Here is a 15,218-nt window from a genome sequence, read left to right on the forward strand (position 1 = left end):
CGCCCACTTCGCTGATAAAGCACGTCAATTAGCAAATATATGTTTCGACTCTTTTTCGGCGTCAGTTCAACAGAGCCGAAATCTCGGCCGGAACTTCTCCCGACGCCGGATCGACGACAGTGCGACTCCACCCTCCGCCGGTTCCGTCCAGTCGAACCAACTGGCTCGGTCCGAGGAGCCACAGCTGGTCACCCGACGCCCAGGCCACTCCATAGCCGTACTCCGAGCTCGACGAGATCGGACCGCTGTACTGCATGTCGCCTGACGAGTCCGTGATCTGCAACGTCGGCGAGCCGTCGACACTCACCACCTTCGCCACCGCCGAGCCCGACGGGGAAGTTCGAGGCGCTACCAAGTCAGCAGGTGGAGGCGGAGTTGTGGTGGTGGTCGGCACCATTGTTGTGGTCGTCGTGGTCGTCGTGGTGGTCGTTGCGGGCGGAACTGTCGTGGTCGTTGCCGGCGGAACTGTCGTCGTCGTTGCCGGCGGAACTGCCGTGGTGGCTTGCTGCTCCGTCGTGGTCGCAGGCGCCGTCGTCGACGCCGGGGCAGGTGTTGTTGTCGTGGGCGCAGCCTGGGGCGCGAGCCTGGGAGCTGCACCGGCGGGACCGACCGCGACGCACGCGGTGAGCAAGGCTGTGATGTAGTTGATTCCTCTGCTACCAGTCGGCGCTGACCGGACGCCGTTGTAGGTTGCCCTGAGAGTAAAGGTGCGGGTGCCGATCATCAGCAGCGACAGGAGTTGCGCGGCGCTCCACGTTCGTGTGGTTCCGGGGGCGGGAGGCAGGACGACAGGGTTTGTCACACCGGCCGGCGCAGGCGTGAAACTCAGTTCATAGCCAAGGGCCGGATTGTTCTGCCAGCTGAGTTGAGCACCACCCGAGTCATCGCACCTGAATCCTGTCGGTATCGGAACAACGGATTGGAAATTCCCACTCGTTGCGATCGAAGTATCGGTCAACGGAGCAGCCAGTGCCACAGGAGGATTCGTCGACGACAAAGCCACGGCCCCGAGCGTTGCGAGGACCACCAGTCCCGATGTCGGCAGTCGACTGTGCCGCCCATGCGGCTCCTCATCGGTTTCCGACGGAGATACCCGACGCGGCCGAAACGCGACCATCAACAGAACGCCGACAAGAACACCGCCTGCAAAGACCGCAACAGGTCCGCTCAGCCACATCACCGCGTAGCCGAGCTTGGGGACGCTGAAAAGGACCCGTCCCGCTTCCGACACGACGTAGGGCTCGGCGTCGGGTTCCGCGTTGTCGTCGCCCTTCAAATAGAGCTCGACGCTGTCGCTTCCGACGGCTCCGATTTCGATGACTCGGTGCGTGATTCCGTTGCCCGCCGCGTTGGTCACGTTGACGATGTCACCCACTTGAATGTCGACCGCGGGCGTGGTCTTACTCAGCGCGAGTGCACCCGTCTCGATGGCCGGTGACATCGAGCCGGATCGGAAGACCAGCGGCGTAATCCCGAACACAACCGCAGCCAGCGCAACCAAAACACACAGCAACCCGGCCAGTGCGCCGACGGTCAGCGCGATCTCGCGCACCCACCTTCGATTCGAGTGCGCGCGTGAACGTACTGCGTTGGTACTCATCTAGGTCGACGTCGCCACGAGTGAGTAGGTGATGGTTCCGGTCGCGGGAGTCGCCGGGGCCGTGGCGGTCGACGGCATTGTCACCCTGATGCAGAGTTGGTCGGTTCCACCGGCTGGGATGGGCCGATTCACGCCGGGGAAAGGCTTCGACGGAAACAACCCGGACACCGTACTGACCGCGGGCCCAGAGCAGTCCGAGTTCCCGTACACGAAACTTTCCAGCAAACCGCCCAGACCTGTGTTGGTCGCTGCCACGGAAAGCGTGTAGTTGAACGGCACCGTCCCGGAGTTCCGCACGAGTAGCGGCGCGGTGACTGTATTGCCCGGGGCAATCGCGGTATTGGTGAGGGCTGTTGCGAATGCAGGTGGATTGTTGTCGACCGCAGGGTTGCCGATCTTGATGTCGATCGTGCCTGTCGTGAACGTCCCCGAGGTAGCTGTCGACGTATCCGACCATGCCGCAAGGGTTCCTACGGCACCCAGCCCGAGAACGATACCGATGGACATGATGGCGCGAGCCCGCGCGCTGATCAGCGCCGAGACGATCCGGCGAAGGACCCCCAGGTTCTGCTTGTGACTCGCCATCACGAGTACGCCCCTTCCTGATTCTCCGAAACACAACCCACGCTGTCTCCGTTGTCCCACCGCACCACCAGGTCGACAAACGCTCGGGAATTCTGGGTCGCATTGCCCGCATTCACTGTCATGTCGACGGTGGCACCGATCCGACGTTTCTCATGTGCGCCGATCAGTACGGTTCCGCAACCCGATCGGTACTCCGTCCCATCGATCGACACCGTCAGCGATTCGCCGAACTCTCTGCTGTCGGCGACGAGCTTCAGTTGGATTCGACCATCGTCGTCGGTGTCGTTGAAGACATGGAATGCAGCATCGCGACGGTCACCAGGGACCCATCGAATCTCGTTGTCGAAGAGCGGACTCGGCAACGTCGGTCCCCACGTCTCGCCGTCGTAGCTGTACCCGACGGTCTGCACGTGCCTCGCGGAACCTGTTCCGAGCAACACTACGATTGCCAGTCCCGTCACCAGGACAGCGCACGGAACGGCGACGTTCGAATTCACGACGCCTCCCTCCGCTTCTTACGGTGATCGAGACCCGCGCCGACGAACATGAACAGCGCATAACCGGCGAGCCCGATCACTATGACGGTCACAGTGATTCGGCGCTGTTCACCGTTCAGCCAATTGTTGACGTACCCCATGTAGGGCACGGAATACCAGACCTTGCCTCGTATCTGGCCGAACTGCACGGGGTTCTCGTCATCGGACCCGTTGTTGTCTCCACGCGTGATGTACGTCGTGACACCGCCACCGGACTGCTGAGTCGCCACGATTCTGTGCGTCACCACATCGGGTTCATTGGAACGGATTTGGTACGTGATTGCCGTTCCGACAGCGAGCTCGGAACGGTCGACAGGCTTGATCACGACCAATGACCCCGGCGGATACGTGGGTTTCATCGATGTCGTGAGGATGGTGTACGGCGTCGCCCCCGACACACGCGGAACGACCACGGTGACAGCCAGAACGAACAGCATCGCGGCCAGCAACGTGTACGACACGATTCGACTCACCCACCACCACACCCCGGTGCGCTCGTCCCCGTTCATCTCGGGCGGGACAACGGGAATCACGTCGGTGTCTTCGGTGCTCATGTCTGATCCGCTCGGAACGAGAATTTCACCGTCGAGGACTGACTCTTCGGCGGGTCTATACCTACGGACACCCGAAAACACCAGACCTCCGCCGCTCCGGGGGCGAGCAAACGTGCGGCGGGTGCCATCGGAGCCTGCGCCCCAGCGGCATTGCCGGTGTACAGCTGAGTGGCGCCGGTGGGCGCGGTCGTCGGCGGGCAATTCGCTGCCGCCCCGACCAGGCTTGCCGTCAACGTCAGCGGCACCGTTCCGGTGACCGTTGTGCTCTGGAGTCGGTAGTCGAAGGGAACGTTTCCCGCATTCTTGATCGACAACGATGCCTGCGAAAACCCGTTCGGACCGAGATTCGTCCCGCCGAGCGCGGCGAGCACATAATCGTTCACCTCTGCCCCTGCGGGTCCGACCTTGATGTCCAAGGTCCCGGAGTTGATGGTTCCACCGCTCACGATGGCGTCGTCACGCCACAGCGCGCCCGTCGTCTGTGCTGATCCGAAAACCACCACAACGACGGACGCGGCTGCGAGTGCCCAGTATCGGCCGTGCTTGATCACTTCGCAGAGATCAGGGACGTACCTGGTCGAGCGTCAGCGTGAAGGAATCCAGGTCGACCGACTCGTTCTGCGCAACCAAACCAGCCGTGTCTGGGTCGAATTCGATCCGAACCTCGACGCTGATGGTCTGTGGCGACGCCGTCAGCGGCAGCGGAACGGCCGATCCATTGGGTAGGTCGGTGCCACCATTGACCGAGACGGTCGCGCCGGCCAGTGCGGCGGCGAGAGCGGGATCACCGGTCACTTCCGTGAAGTCCGCAGTAATCGTCGCCCGGAGGTTGGGTCCTGCCCAGTTCACCACGTAGTCCGAGGAGTATTCCAGAACGTCACCCGGCACGATCAAGAACCCAGCTGGGCTAGGCCCGATGACGACGTTGGGTGTTACCGACGTCTCGGTCCACAGAGCAGTCCCCGCGACCGGTTCGAAGTTCAGTTCACCAGAGTTGATTTCTCCACCCGCGACTTCGGCATCGTCCTGCCACAGTGCGAAGGATCCCAAACCGCCGAGCAGCAGGACAGCTGCCGCCCCCGCGGCTATGGCGCCTTTGGTTGCCTTGTTCATTCGTTTCTCTCTTCGTGTGGGCCCAATGGAAGGCCAGTGAGGGACCCGGCGTTCTTCGGGTCGAGTCGGCCGGTGCCGGCCCGCGCACCTGGTGCGACGTCCATTGTTTCGCAAGTACCACGCGGTCTGTTACCCCTGCGAATGTAAAAGTCCGAAGGTCTTTTTACTGGACTTTTACCTAACCGACAGTTACACCGACACGGTCGATGTAAAGCGTCGATTCATTCGATCGCAGCACAGAAAGAGCCGAGGCAGTCAGCCAAGAGGGTCAGACGGAGGACCTACGGTCGCGTATGCGCAAAGATAACGACCGACAAGTATCTTTCGATACGCGTCGGCCGAACCAGGCCACGAGACGAGAAAGGCCCCGCAACGCGAACGCTACGGGGCCTTTGTCGAACGAATCAGGAGTTCAGAATGTCCCGACGAACGATGGTCTGGTCACGGCCGGGGCCGACGCCGATGCAGGACATGTGGGCGCCGGAGAGCTCTTCGAGCCTGAGCACGTAGTTCTGTGCGTTCACCGGAAGGTCCTCGAAGGTGCGCGCTCCGGAGATGTCCTCCCACCAGCCTGGCATCTCTTCGTAGATCGGCTTGGCGTGGTGGAAGCCGGTCTGCGTCATCGGCATCTCGTCGTGACGGACTCCGTCGACGTCGTAGGCGACGCAGATCGGGACGGTATCGAGGCTGGAGAGCACGTCGAGTTTGGTGAGGAAGTAATCGGTGATGCCGTTGACACGGGTCGCGTAGCGGGCGATGACCGCGTCGAACCAACCTGTCCGACGCGCACGCCCGGTGGTGACGCCGACCTCGCCGCCTTGCTTCGCGAGGTATTCGCCGGAGTTGTCGAAAAGCTCGGTCGGGAAGGGACCCGACCCGACGCGCGTCGTGTAGGCCTTGAGGATGCCGAGGACGGTGGTGATCTTGTTGGGTCCGATGCCGGAGCCGACTGCCGCGCCGCCCGCCGTCGGGTTGGACGACGTCACGTACGGATAGGTGCCGTGGTCGACGTCGAGCAGAGTGCCCTGCGATCCCTCCAGAAGCACAGTCTCGCCGCGTTCGAGAGCGAGGTTCAGCTCGAGCCGCGTGTCCGCGATGCGGTGCTTGAACTTCTCCGCCTGCCCGAGGACCTCGTCGACGACCTGCTGCGGGTCGAGAGCGCGTCGGTTGTAGATCTTGGAGAGCACCTGGTTCTTGAATTCCAGTGCAGCTTCGACCTTCTGGGTCAGGATCTTCTCGTCCAGCACATCCGCTGCACGGACGCCGACGCGTGCGAACTTGTCCTGGTAGCAGGGTCCGATTCCGCGACCGGTGGTGCCGATCTTCTTGGCTCCGAGGAAGCGCTCGGTGACCTTGTCGATGGCCACGTGGTACGGCATGATCAGGTGCGCATCGGCGCTGAGCAGCAGGCCTGACGTGTCCACGTTGCGCTCCTCGAGCCCGGCCAGCTCGGTCAGCAGAACGCCCGGGTCGACGACGACGCCGTTTCCGATGATGTTCTTGACTCCCGGAGTCAGAATGCCCGACGGGATCAGGTGGAGCGCGAACTTGTCCCCGTTGGGGAGCACGACGGTGTGGCCCGCATTGTTGCCACCCTGGTACCGAACCACCCACTGGAGTTGTTCGCCGAACAGATCGGTTGCTTTGCCTTTGCCCTCGTCGCCCCACTGGGCGCCGATCAGGACTATCGCCGGCATGTGCTCTCCTGGTGTCTCTTCTGTGCAAAAACTAGCTGTGTAATTGACGTGCGGGAGGTTGCTTCCAGGTGTGGAGGCAGGCCGGGGGGTCAGTCTAGCCGAGGCAGTGTGGCACCGGTCATGGCGCTACGGTGGAGACCGAGCACCAGGCCACAACCACAGAACTGCACGGGAGCACAGTGACACCGTTCGTCCTGCACTGCGGAAACCCTCCGCTGCCGATCTCGCTGACGGATGTGCCACTGACGTCGGCGTCGGAGATTCCCACCAACGACGAGTGCGACGCCCTCCTGGCCGACGCCGCCGGGTCACCTGGCCCGCGGGTCATCGTCCTCGGCGGCGACGCGTCCCTCGCGGCCGTGTTGACGAGGTTGATGCGTACCGATCGCCTCGACGTCGAAGTCGCGTTCGTTCCCGAGTCGGCGACGGCCGCGGGGCATGTCTACCGCCTCGGAACGGGGTCGCGGGCCGCGAAGGTTGCCATGACGGGCACGGCGTCGCCGACCCCGCTGATCCGTGACGACGCAGGCAAGGCCGTGGTCGGCCGGGCCGTCGTACACGGTACTTCCGGGCGTTCGCTCGAAGGTGAGGCCTACGTCGACGACACGAAGTTGTTCTCCGGCACGGCGCATGCCGTCGAGATCGTCCCGACGCCGAACATGCCCGGGCTCAAGGCCCGCGTCACCGGGGGCCGACGCCTGCTTCCGCATCGGTGGGCCCACGGCCGCGCCATGCAGCTCGGAGCGTACGCGGCGAGTCTGACTCGCGACGGCGTGCCCGGCGACCGAGAAGTGAAGCGATCGACGTTCTATCGCCATCACGTGGAGTGGTTGCTGGTCCGGTGAGCATCCCCCTGCGGCGTCGACGCGTACGCCCGAGCCCGGTCTTCCTGGCCGTGGTGGCTGCTGCGGTGGTCGGCGGTGTCGTTGCGTGGACTGCACAATCGCCAGCCGACGTCTCGGCACGGATAGGGGTGTTCGTCCTCGTCCTGGCCGGGTGGATCGTGACGGTGTGCCTGCACGAGTTCGGTCACGCCTACACCGCGTTCCGGGCCGGTGATCGCGAGGTCGAGCTGCGCGGTTACCTGACGTTGAACCCGCTGAAGTACAGCCATCCGCTGCTGTCGATCGTGCTGCCGGTGGTGTTCATCGCGATCGGCGGAATCGGTCTTCCCGGCGGCGCGGTGTATCTCCGCACCGGAATGTTCGAGCCGAGGATCCAGCGCAGGATCGCTCTTGCCGGGCCCTGTGCGAATCTTGTGTCCGCCGTGGTTCTGCTGGTCGTGATTCGCGTCTGGGGAACGGGTTCGGATCATCGCGCGTTCTGGTGGGGCTTGAGCTTCTTGGCGTTTCTGCAGGTCATGGCCACGGTGCTGAATCTTCTTCCGGTTCCCGGTCTCGACGGCTACGCCGCGATCGAGAACAACCTGTCCCACGACACCCGCCGAGCGCTGGCCAACTTCAAGCCGTACGGCATTCTGATCCTCGTCGCATTCCTGTTCGTGCCCCAGGTCAACATCGTGTTCTTCGACGCCATCTACTGGATGTTCGGACTTTCCGGAGTCCCCGACATCTATGCGCAGTACGGCAACTACCTCATGCGGTTCTGGCTCTGACTTCCAGATCGTCCGCAGCCACCGCCCGTCCGTCGGTGCTCCTGACCTCCACCTGAACCCGGCCGTTGCCGTCCGTCACCACCAACGGTCCACGGCCGGACTGCAGGTGTTTGTCTCCCCACTGCATCAGTCCGAGCACGACGGGCAGCAGATCGTCACCCATTTCGGTCAGCAGGTACTCGTACCGTGTCCGCTGGCCCGGATCTCGGTAGGGCGACTTCACGAACAGTCCGGCCTCCGTCAGTTCTTTCAACCTCGCCGACGCCACCGCCTCGGTGATCCCGACGCGTGAAGCGAACTGATCGAATCGTGTTGCCCCGTAATACGCCTCACGCAGAATGAGAACGGCCGAGCGTGTGCCCACGATACCCATTGCCTTGTCGATCGAGCAGTGATTCGCCGTCCACGAATCACGGTCGGCGAGGGGGCCCGACAATGTCATCGCTGTCATGCCCCGAGACTACCCTGACTTCGGTCGAATGCAGTCAGGAGTTTCGCGACGCCATCTCCGACGCCACCCGGTGCAGCGCCCGCCGCAACGCCACCGGTTCCAGCACTTCGACGCCACCTCCCAGCGTCGTCAACTGCCCCAGGGCGACGTCGAACGTCTCGAGCCGCAGATCGACGGTCGTCCACCCGTCGACGTCGGCGCCAGGGAGTGCCGGAGTTGCTTCACGACCGACGACAGCAGGGAGAATGCGAACAGCATCCGCGGACAACCTGACTCGACAATCGAAAGTCAGCAGTACCCGATCGAACTTCGACGCCGATTCCGCCCACCATCGAGCGAGATCGAAGCCGTCGGGCCTGGCCACCGGTTCCGTCCGCGTCCGAGCACCCTCGGCTCGGTCGACACGATACGACAGGACGGCGTCTCCCCGGGCGGCGACGAGGTACCAGACGCCCGCCTTGGCCACCAGTCCCAGCGGGGCGACGGTGCGCGTCGAGCCCCGATAGTCGAGATCGAGCTGCCGACCCGCCAACACAGCCGCGCTGATCACCTTCAGATGCGGCGACGGTTCGACGTCGGTGAACCAGCCCGGGGCGTCGACGTGCAACCGCTCACGCCACATCTGGGCGCCGGCGCGCAACGGCAATGGGAGCGCACCCAGCAGCTTGGTCTCGGCCGCAGCCGTGACGTCGGCCAGCCCCAGATCTGCAGCCACGGACGGCACGCCGAGCAACATCAACGCCGAGGTCTCGACACCGGACATGCCGGACAGCTTCGACTGCCATCCGTCCAGGAGCCGCACTCCCCCGCCCGGTCCGGACTCGGTCCAGAGCGGGACCCCGGCGTCGAGCAACGCGGTTATGTCGCGGTAGATGGTGCGCACCGACACTCCTGCTTCGTCGGCCAGCGCCTGTGCGGTCGTCGCACGGCCGTGTTGGAGGGACAGCATCAACTGCAGCAGCCGCGAGGAACGCACACCGCCGATATTACTGACAGAAGGTGTCAGTGATGTGTCCGCATACTGCTGGCATGACGACATGGAAAGACTTCGAGTCCGCGGCACCCGCCCTGGCGAACGGGGTGGCGGCACGGTTCTCCGCCAACAAGCACCATGTGCTCGCAACGCTTCGACAGGACGGGTCTCCGCGGGTCAGCGGGACAGAAGTGGAATTCGCCGACGGCGGCGTGCTGCGCCTGGGGTCGATGCTCAACGCACTCAAAGCCAGAGATCTGCAACGGGATCCACGCTTCGCCCTGCACAGCAACCCCGGCCACCATTCGATGGAAGGCGGCGACGCGAAAATCGCGGGCACAGCCGTCGAACTCACCGACCCCGATGCACTGCAGAAGATCTTCGACGCAGCACCCCCGGAACTGACGCCCTACAACGTCTTCGATCTCGACATCACCGAGGTGGTGCTGACCTCACTCGTCGACGATCACATGCAGATCGAGCTGTGGCGACCGGGAAGCCCGGTGAAGACGTTCACCAAGTGAGTTCGTTCTTGCACGCAGATCCCTGGGAGGACGGCTCGACCTGCACGGTCGCGTGGTCCAGACCGTAGGCCGCGAGCACCGTTTTGGCGCGATCCAGCAGAACCGGGCCGGAGCCGTCGCATTCGAGGTGCACGGTCGCGACGTCCATACCCGTGGTGAGGGTCCAGACGTGCAGATCGTGCACACCGACCACGCCGGGTAGGGCAGCAAGATCGGCTTCGACGGCCTCGACGTCGACGTGACCCGGGCTCGCCTGAGTCAGGATGCGCAGCGCGGAGCCCGCCAGCTTGATGGCCCGCGGAATCACCCACAGCGAAATCAGGACACCGACCACGATGTCCGCCCACGTCCATCCGAACACCACCATCACCAGGCCTGCGACGAGGACACCGACGCTGCCCACAGCGTCGGCGAGCACCTCCATGTAGGCACCGCGCACGGCGATGCTGTCCTTCGCGTCGCCGCGAATCAGCACCATGACGACCAGATTGGCGACCAGACCTGCGGCCGCGGTGACGATCAGCGCAAGACCGGGGATCTCCGGCGCGTCGCCGATTCGATCGATCGCCTCGTACATGATGAACGCGGCGACACCGAGGAGCAGAACAGCATTGGCGATGGCCGTCAGGACTTCCGCACGATGCCAGCCGAACGTGCGTGCAGCGGCGGCACTTCCCTTACGGGCCAGAAGGAGGGCCACGAGACCCATCGACATTCCGAGAACATCGGTGAGCATGTGGCCGGCGTCGGCCAGCAAGCCCAGGGAGTCGATGATCAACGCGACCGTCGCCTCGAGGATCAAGAAGACCACGAGAATGGCCAGTGCAATCACCATGTTGCGGATCCGCTTGGTGGACGGTCCGGCCGTTCCACCTGAGTCCGGTATGCCGTGACTGTGCCCGTGCCCCGCGCCCATCACTTCCCCTTCCGTCGATGCCGACCTCACCATATGCGTACATACGCATATGTGCAATGGTCTCGACAGGGTCAGAACAGGTCCGGCGTGACCTCCGGTTTCGCGACGGTAGGCGGAAGCGTCGCCAGCGCAGAAATACGTTTCAGACCCGCAACCTGGAGGAAATCGACGATGATCGACCGCAACTGCGCGAGCACCACCGTTGCCGACAGGCCCGCATCGGAGATCAACTCGGGCTTCGCGCCCGCAGCCACCGCGCGCAGAACCCTCGCCGCTTCCGCGGCATCCGGCTGACGGCCCGGATCTGCCAGCACCATCCGGCGCAACACATCCGTTGCCTGAGCCAGCTTCTCCACCTCGTCGACGACCCGAGGATCGAGAATCTCGTCGTCCCGCACCAGCGTCAACGAGCGACGCGCCAACACACGAATGTTGCGAATCGCGTTGTCGATCGGATCGGCCGTCTTCTCCAGACCCGCCAACCTGTTCCGATGACCCCAATACAACGGAGAGATCCGCGCGATCTCCCGACCACCCTTCAGGTTCGTGCGCAACGCATCGATGTCCGACTGGGTGGCGCGAGCCTTCTTCAAAGCCTCCTCGATGGGCTTCGGATCGTTGGCCACCAACCCGTCGGCCACCTTCTGCAACACATCCGACGCGATACCGAGCACCCGCGCCGCGTCCTTACGCGCCCGCCACACCGGATGCGTCGGAATGAGCGCCACGATCGCGATGCCCACCAGACCACCGGTCAATGCGTCGACCATTCGGTCGATCCCACCCGAATCGCCAGGAGGAATGAGCGTCGCGACCAACACAGCCGACGAACCCGCCTGCATCGCGATGATCGGACCACCGTCGAGGAACACCGCCGTCGACATCGCGAGCGCAACCACCAGCGCGATCTGCCACGGCCCACTGCCGATCGCCGAAATGATCAGGTCACCGACACCGATCCCGACCGTGACACCGACCACCAACTCAGCGGACCGGCGCATTCGCGCGCCCAACGACACACCGAGCGACACGACAGCAGCGATCGGCGCGAAGAACGGATGAGCATGACCGACGATGTCCGTCGCGACGAACCACGCGACACCCGCCGCCAGCGCACACTGAACGATCGGCAACAACGACAGCTGCAACCTCGCCCGGCCCGCCCTCACACGGGCCCTACCCCGCCGAGCCGTCGGACGCAGCGTCGTTACAGCAGGATCAGCCGAGCCCGAGAGCTTCCGCAGCCTTGGGATCACTGTCTTCGAGGAGGTCGAGGCACCGCGCGTACTCGTCGTTCTCGCCGATCTCACGCGCAGCCTTCGCGAGAACAGCGACGCAGCGGAGGAATCCTCGGTTGGGCTCATGACTGTACGGGACCGGCCCGAATCCCTTCCATCCGTTGCGGCGGAGCTGATCGAGCCCGCGGTGATACCCCGTGCGCGCATAGGCGTACGCAGTGATGGTCTGACCCGCGTCCAACGACGCCTCGGCCAAATATGCCCAGGCGATCGACGCCGTCGGATTCTCCGCCGCGACCTTCGCCGGATCCTCGTGGTTGAGCAGTGCGGACTCTGCCTCGTCGTCGCCGGGCAGAAGCGTCGGCTGCGGTCCGAGCAAGTCACCGAATGAAGTCATGGGGACCATTGTGCCCTCCACGCAATGCTCCTGTGCCCTCCACCCGGTGGTCCCGCGTCCAGCGCTCTCGAGCCCGACACTCGCCTCGCCTGCAACCGGCCACCCACCCTCGGCCACTAGGCTTTCGTTTTCGAAAGAGTCGAAGAATGAAGTAGGGAGCACCAGGTGTCGGAGAAGGACGAAACGAAGTCGGAACCCGACACGTCGGACAGCACACCCACCCCGCCGAAACTCCCCGACGCCACGCCTCAGGACAAGAAAGACGCCGAGGCTTCCCAACCCGACGCGTCGGAGGCCGAGACGACCGCGATTCCTGCCGTCGAGCCACCTGTCAGGCCTGCGCCGCGACCCCACGCTGTACCGCAGCGCATTCCGGCTCGCGGGGAGGTCCCCCGCCCGGCTCAGCAACCCGCCGGACCGTCGGCGGCGAGCACCGCTCCGCAGCCTTCCGGTCGCTCCGCAGGCTCCGCTCCGGCGCCTTCCGGTCGCTCCGCAGGCTCCACTCCGGCGCCTTCCGGTCGCTCCGCAGGCTCCGTTCCCGCACGGAAGACGAGCAAGCGCTGGCTGGGCGCCCTGACCGCTGCCGTCGTCGTGATCGTCGCAGTCGGTGCCGCCGCATTCTTCTATCTGGCGCGTGACGGCGGCGAGAATTCGCCGGAGGCGCAGATCAGAACATCGGTCACGTCGTTCACCGAGGCGTTGGCGAGCGGGGACCTGGCGACGCTGAGATCGTCGTCGTGCGGGGACCTGGCGACGTACTACCGGGACATCCCGGATGCGGAGTTCGCGGACGTGCACCGCGTCGCCGTCGAACAGGGGAACGTGCCGGTGATGGAAGGCATCGATGCCGTTCAGATCACCGGAGACACTGCAATCGCGCAGATCATCGCGTACACCGAAGCGAATCCGAACGAGCGGTCACCTCGGACGTTCGATCTGCGGCTGGAAGACGAAACCTGGAAGGTCTGCTGACCCTCGTGGGAGTGGAGACAGACCCTGGCCTACCTGGAGCGGAGCCTGCGGAGTGACCCGCAGGCTCCGTTCCACTCGTGTGGGTCAGCCAGCGCTTACGCTGCGACCTGCGGATTTGAGGTCGTTGCACGCCTCGATGACACGGGCGGTCATACCGGCCTCGGCCTTCTTGAGGTAGCTACGCGGGTCGTAGGCCTTCTTGTTGCCGACCTCGCCGTCGACCTTCAGCACACCGTCGTAGTTGCTGAAGAAGTGTCCTGCGATGGGGCGGCTGAATGCGTACTGGGTGTCGGTGTCCACGTTCATCTTCACGACGCCGTAGTCCAGAGCCTCTTCGATCTCGCTCTTCGCCGAGCCCGATCCACCGTGGAACACGAAGTCGAACGGCTTGGAACCGGCAGCGAGGCCGAGCTTCTCCGACGCCACACGCTGGCCGTCGGCAAGGACGGACGGCTTCAGCTTCACGTTGCCGGGCTTGTACACGCCGTGCACGTTGCCGAACGTCGCGGCGAGCAGGTAGCGCGAACCCGCGTCGCCCGCACCGAGTGCCTCGACGGTCTTCAGGAAGTCCTCGTTGGAGGTGTAGAGCTTGTCGTTGATCTCGGCCTCGACGCCGTCCTCTTCACCGCCGACGACACCGATCTCGATTTCCAGGATGATGCGGGCAGCTGCTGCCTTGGCGAGCAGGTCCTTGGCGATCTCGAGGTTCTCGTCGATCGGGACTGCGGAACCGTCCCACATGTGCGACTGGAACAGCGGGTTGCGGCCTGCGTCGACGCGCTCCTGCGAGATGGCCAGCAGCGGACGGACGTAGGTGTCCAACTTGTCCTTGGGGCAGTGGTCGGTGTGCAGCGCGATCGTGACGTCGTACTTGGCTGCGACGACGTGAGCGAACTCGGCCAGCGCTACTGCACCGGTGACCATGTCCTTGACGCCGAGGCCGGAGCCGAACTCGGCACCACCGGTCGAGAACTGAATGATGCCGTCGCTTCCAGCGTCGGCGAAACCCTTGATTGCGGCGTTGATGGACTCGGAACCAACGCAGTTGATCGCTGGAAAGGCGAACTGGTGTTCCTTGGCCCGGCCAAGCATCTCGGCATAGACCTCGGGAGTTGCGATCGGCACGGCGTCATTCCTCCATGTGAAGAGATTGATTGTCCGTTGCAGTATGGCAAGCCTCCGGTGCGCCTGTCGCGGTACCCACCTGATCACTCCCGGCCCGAACGTGACTAATCGGACATCTCGACGGTCGCAATTCACCAGCTGTTGTTCAGGTCGGCCCAGGTTCGGCCGGTATGGTGGGCGCCGTGAGTCTTCTTGCCGCCTCGGAATCTGTGACGACGAACCTGGCGCTCCTGCCGGGGTTTCTCGATCCAGTGAATTTGCTCAACTCGTTCGGCACCTGGGTGCTGGTCGGGTTGCTGCTCGTCGTCTTCATCGAATCGGGGCTGCTGTTTCCGCTACTCCCGGGTGACTCTCTCCTCTTCACCGCCGGCCTCATCGCCGCATCGAAGTCCGACGAGATCCCGCCGTTCGCGCCCATCGGCGTCCTGCTGATCACGATCCCGATCGCCGCCATCGCGGGCGACCAGGTCGGATACTTCATCGGACGCAAGGGTGGAGCTGCGCTGTTCAAGTCGAACGACGCGAAGTTCTTCAAGAAGAAGTACATCGACGAGTCGCACGCGTTCTTCGAGAAGCACGGCCCGATCACGATCATCCTGGCGCGCTTCGTCCCGATCGTGCGTACGTTCGCGCCGGTGGTCGCAGGCGCCTCGCACATGAAGTACTCGATCTTCGTGACGTACAACGTCGTCGGCGGCATCCTGTGGGGCGCAGGCGTCACCATGCTCGGCTACCTGCTCGGACAGATCCAGTTCATCCGCGACAACGTCGACTACATCTTCCTGCTGATCGTCTTCGTCTCGGTTCTGCCCATCGTCATCGAGGTCGGCAAGCGCATGGTCCGAGCCCGCAAGACACCGCTCTCGGAGGCCGCAGACGCCATCGAGACCCAGCAGGACCGTCCGAGCGCTTAAAGTGCGGG

Annotated in this window: 18 protein-coding genes; 5 read left to right on the plus strand and 13 right to left on the minus strand. The window is 64.0% G+C overall.

Going from position 1 to position 15,218, the window contains the following annotated elements:
• Positions 1–61 precede the first annotated feature (61 nt).
• From BH95_RS15335 to BH95_RS15365, 7 genes are all read right to left on the minus strand, one after another.
• Positions 62–1,600, minus strand: coding sequence for a signal peptidase I (locus BH95_RS15335; protein WP_244164977.1), 1,539 nt, complete (start codon positions 1,598–1,600; stop codon positions 62–64).
• On the minus strand, positions 1,601–2,185 hold the full coding sequence (locus BH95_RS15340) for a SipW-dependent-type signal peptide-containing protein (protein ID WP_020113360.1): 585 nt from the start codon (positions 2,183–2,185) through the stop codon (positions 1,601–1,603).
• Positions 2,185–2,682, minus strand: coding sequence for a hypothetical protein (locus BH95_RS15345; protein ID WP_037182981.1), 498 nt, complete (start codon positions 2,680–2,682; stop codon positions 2,185–2,187). Before BH95_RS15345 ends, BH95_RS15340 begins: the two co-directional genes overlap by 1 nt.
• A complete protein-coding gene (locus BH95_RS15350) occupies positions 2,679–3,275 on the minus strand; it encodes a signal peptidase I (RefSeq protein ID WP_037182984.1) in 597 nt (198 codons plus the stop codon). Before BH95_RS15350 ends, BH95_RS15345 begins: the two co-directional genes overlap by 4 nt.
• Positions 3,272–3,826 carry a hypothetical protein gene (locus BH95_RS15355; RefSeq protein WP_037182987.1) on the minus strand — a complete coding sequence of 185 codons (555 nt, stop codon included), beginning with the start codon at positions 3,824–3,826 and terminating at the stop codon, positions 3,272–3,274. The genes BH95_RS15350 and BH95_RS15355 overlap by 4 nt, the downstream gene beginning before the upstream one ends.
• A gap of 10 nt (positions 3,827–3,836) precedes the next feature.
• A complete protein-coding gene (locus BH95_RS15360) occupies positions 3,837–4,388 on the minus strand; it encodes an alternate-type signal peptide domain-containing protein (RefSeq protein ID WP_020113358.1) in 552 nt (183 codons plus the stop codon).
• Between the two features lie 404 nt (positions 4,389–4,792).
• A complete protein-coding gene (locus BH95_RS15365) occupies positions 4,793–6,085 on the minus strand; it encodes an adenylosuccinate synthase (protein ID WP_019667913.1) in 1,293 nt (430 codons plus the stop codon).
• Positions 6,086–6,264: 179 nt separating this feature from the next.
• On the opposite strand from BH95_RS15365, the gene BH95_RS15370 reads away from it, so the two are divergent.
• Positions 6,265–6,930: a hypothetical protein gene (locus BH95_RS15370; protein WP_026348269.1), complete on the plus strand. Its 666-nt coding sequence runs from the start codon at positions 6,265–6,267 to the stop codon at positions 6,928–6,930.
• Positions 6,927–7,700, plus strand: a complete 774-nt coding sequence (locus BH95_RS15375) for a site-2 protease family protein (protein WP_026348268.1) — start codon at positions 6,927–6,929, stop codon at positions 7,698–7,700. Before BH95_RS15370 ends, BH95_RS15375 begins: the two co-directional genes overlap by 4 nt.
• Here the strand turns inward: BH95_RS15375 and BH95_RS15380 are convergent.
• Both BH95_RS15380 and BH95_RS15385 read right to left on the minus strand, forming a co-directional pair.
• Positions 7,681–8,151 (minus strand): winged helix-turn-helix transcriptional regulator, encoded by a 471-nt coding sequence (locus BH95_RS15380; RefSeq protein WP_037182990.1) that lies wholly within the window; start codon positions 8,149–8,151, stop codon positions 7,681–7,683. The two genes, BH95_RS15375 and BH95_RS15380, sit on opposite strands and share 20 nt — an antisense overlap.
• A gap of 34 nt (positions 8,152–8,185) precedes the next feature.
• On the minus strand, positions 8,186–9,127 hold the full coding sequence (locus BH95_RS15385; protein WP_037163981.1) for a helix-turn-helix transcriptional regulator: 942 nt from the start codon (positions 9,125–9,127) through the stop codon (positions 8,186–8,188).
• A 53-nt stretch (positions 9,128–9,180) separates the two neighbouring features.
• Between BH95_RS15385 and BH95_RS15390 the strand changes: the two genes are divergently transcribed.
• On the plus strand, positions 9,181–9,648 hold the full coding sequence (locus tag BH95_RS15390; protein WP_026348267.1) for a pyridoxamine 5'-phosphate oxidase family protein: 468 nt from the start codon (positions 9,181–9,183) through the stop codon (positions 9,646–9,648).
• On the opposite strand, the gene BH95_RS15395 is transcribed toward BH95_RS15390, so the two are convergent.
• The 3 genes from BH95_RS15395 to BH95_RS15405 form a co-directional block, all read right to left on the minus strand.
• A complete protein-coding gene (locus BH95_RS15395) occupies positions 9,638–10,564 on the minus strand; it encodes a cation diffusion facilitator family transporter (RefSeq protein ID WP_037182993.1) in 927 nt (308 codons plus the stop codon). The genes BH95_RS15390 and BH95_RS15395 overlap by 11 nt on opposite strands.
• A 71-nt stretch (positions 10,565–10,635) precedes the next feature.
• Positions 10,636–11,706, minus strand: a complete 1,071-nt coding sequence (locus BH95_RS15400; RefSeq protein ID WP_026348266.1) for an FUSC family protein — start codon at positions 11,704–11,706, stop codon at positions 10,636–10,638.
• A 76-nt stretch (positions 11,707–11,782) separates the two neighbouring features.
• Positions 11,783–12,199 (minus strand): DUF3151 domain-containing protein, encoded by a 417-nt coding sequence (locus BH95_RS15405; protein ID WP_026348265.1) that lies wholly within the window; start codon positions 12,197–12,199, stop codon positions 11,783–11,785.
• A gap of 165 nt (positions 12,200–12,364) precedes the next feature.
• Between BH95_RS15405 and BH95_RS15410 the strand changes: the two genes are divergently transcribed.
• Positions 12,365–13,171 (plus strand): Rv0361 family membrane protein, encoded by an 807-nt coding sequence (locus BH95_RS15410; RefSeq protein ID WP_037182996.1) that lies wholly within the window; start codon positions 12,365–12,367, stop codon positions 13,169–13,171.
• Between the two features lie 84 nt (positions 13,172–13,255).
• Here the strand turns inward: BH95_RS15410 and fbaA are convergent, their stop codons facing one another.
• Positions 13,256–14,296: a class II fructose-bisphosphate aldolase gene (gene fbaA, locus BH95_RS15415; protein ID WP_019667903.1), complete on the minus strand. Its 1,041-nt coding sequence runs from the start codon at positions 14,294–14,296 to the stop codon at positions 13,256–13,258.
• A gap of 170 nt (positions 14,297–14,466) precedes the next feature.
• On the opposite strand from fbaA, the gene BH95_RS15420 reads away from it, so the two are divergent.
• Positions 14,467–15,210, plus strand: coding sequence for a VTT domain-containing protein (locus BH95_RS15420; protein WP_020113352.1), 744 nt, complete (start codon positions 14,467–14,469; stop codon positions 15,208–15,210).
• The last annotated feature ends 8 nt before the right edge of the window (positions 15,211–15,218 follow it).

It is taken from the genome of Rhodococcoides fascians A44A, assembly GCF_000760735.1.
Classification (GTDB): domain Bacteria; phylum Actinomycetota; class Actinomycetes; order Mycobacteriales; family Mycobacteriaceae; genus Rhodococcoides; species Rhodococcoides fascians_E.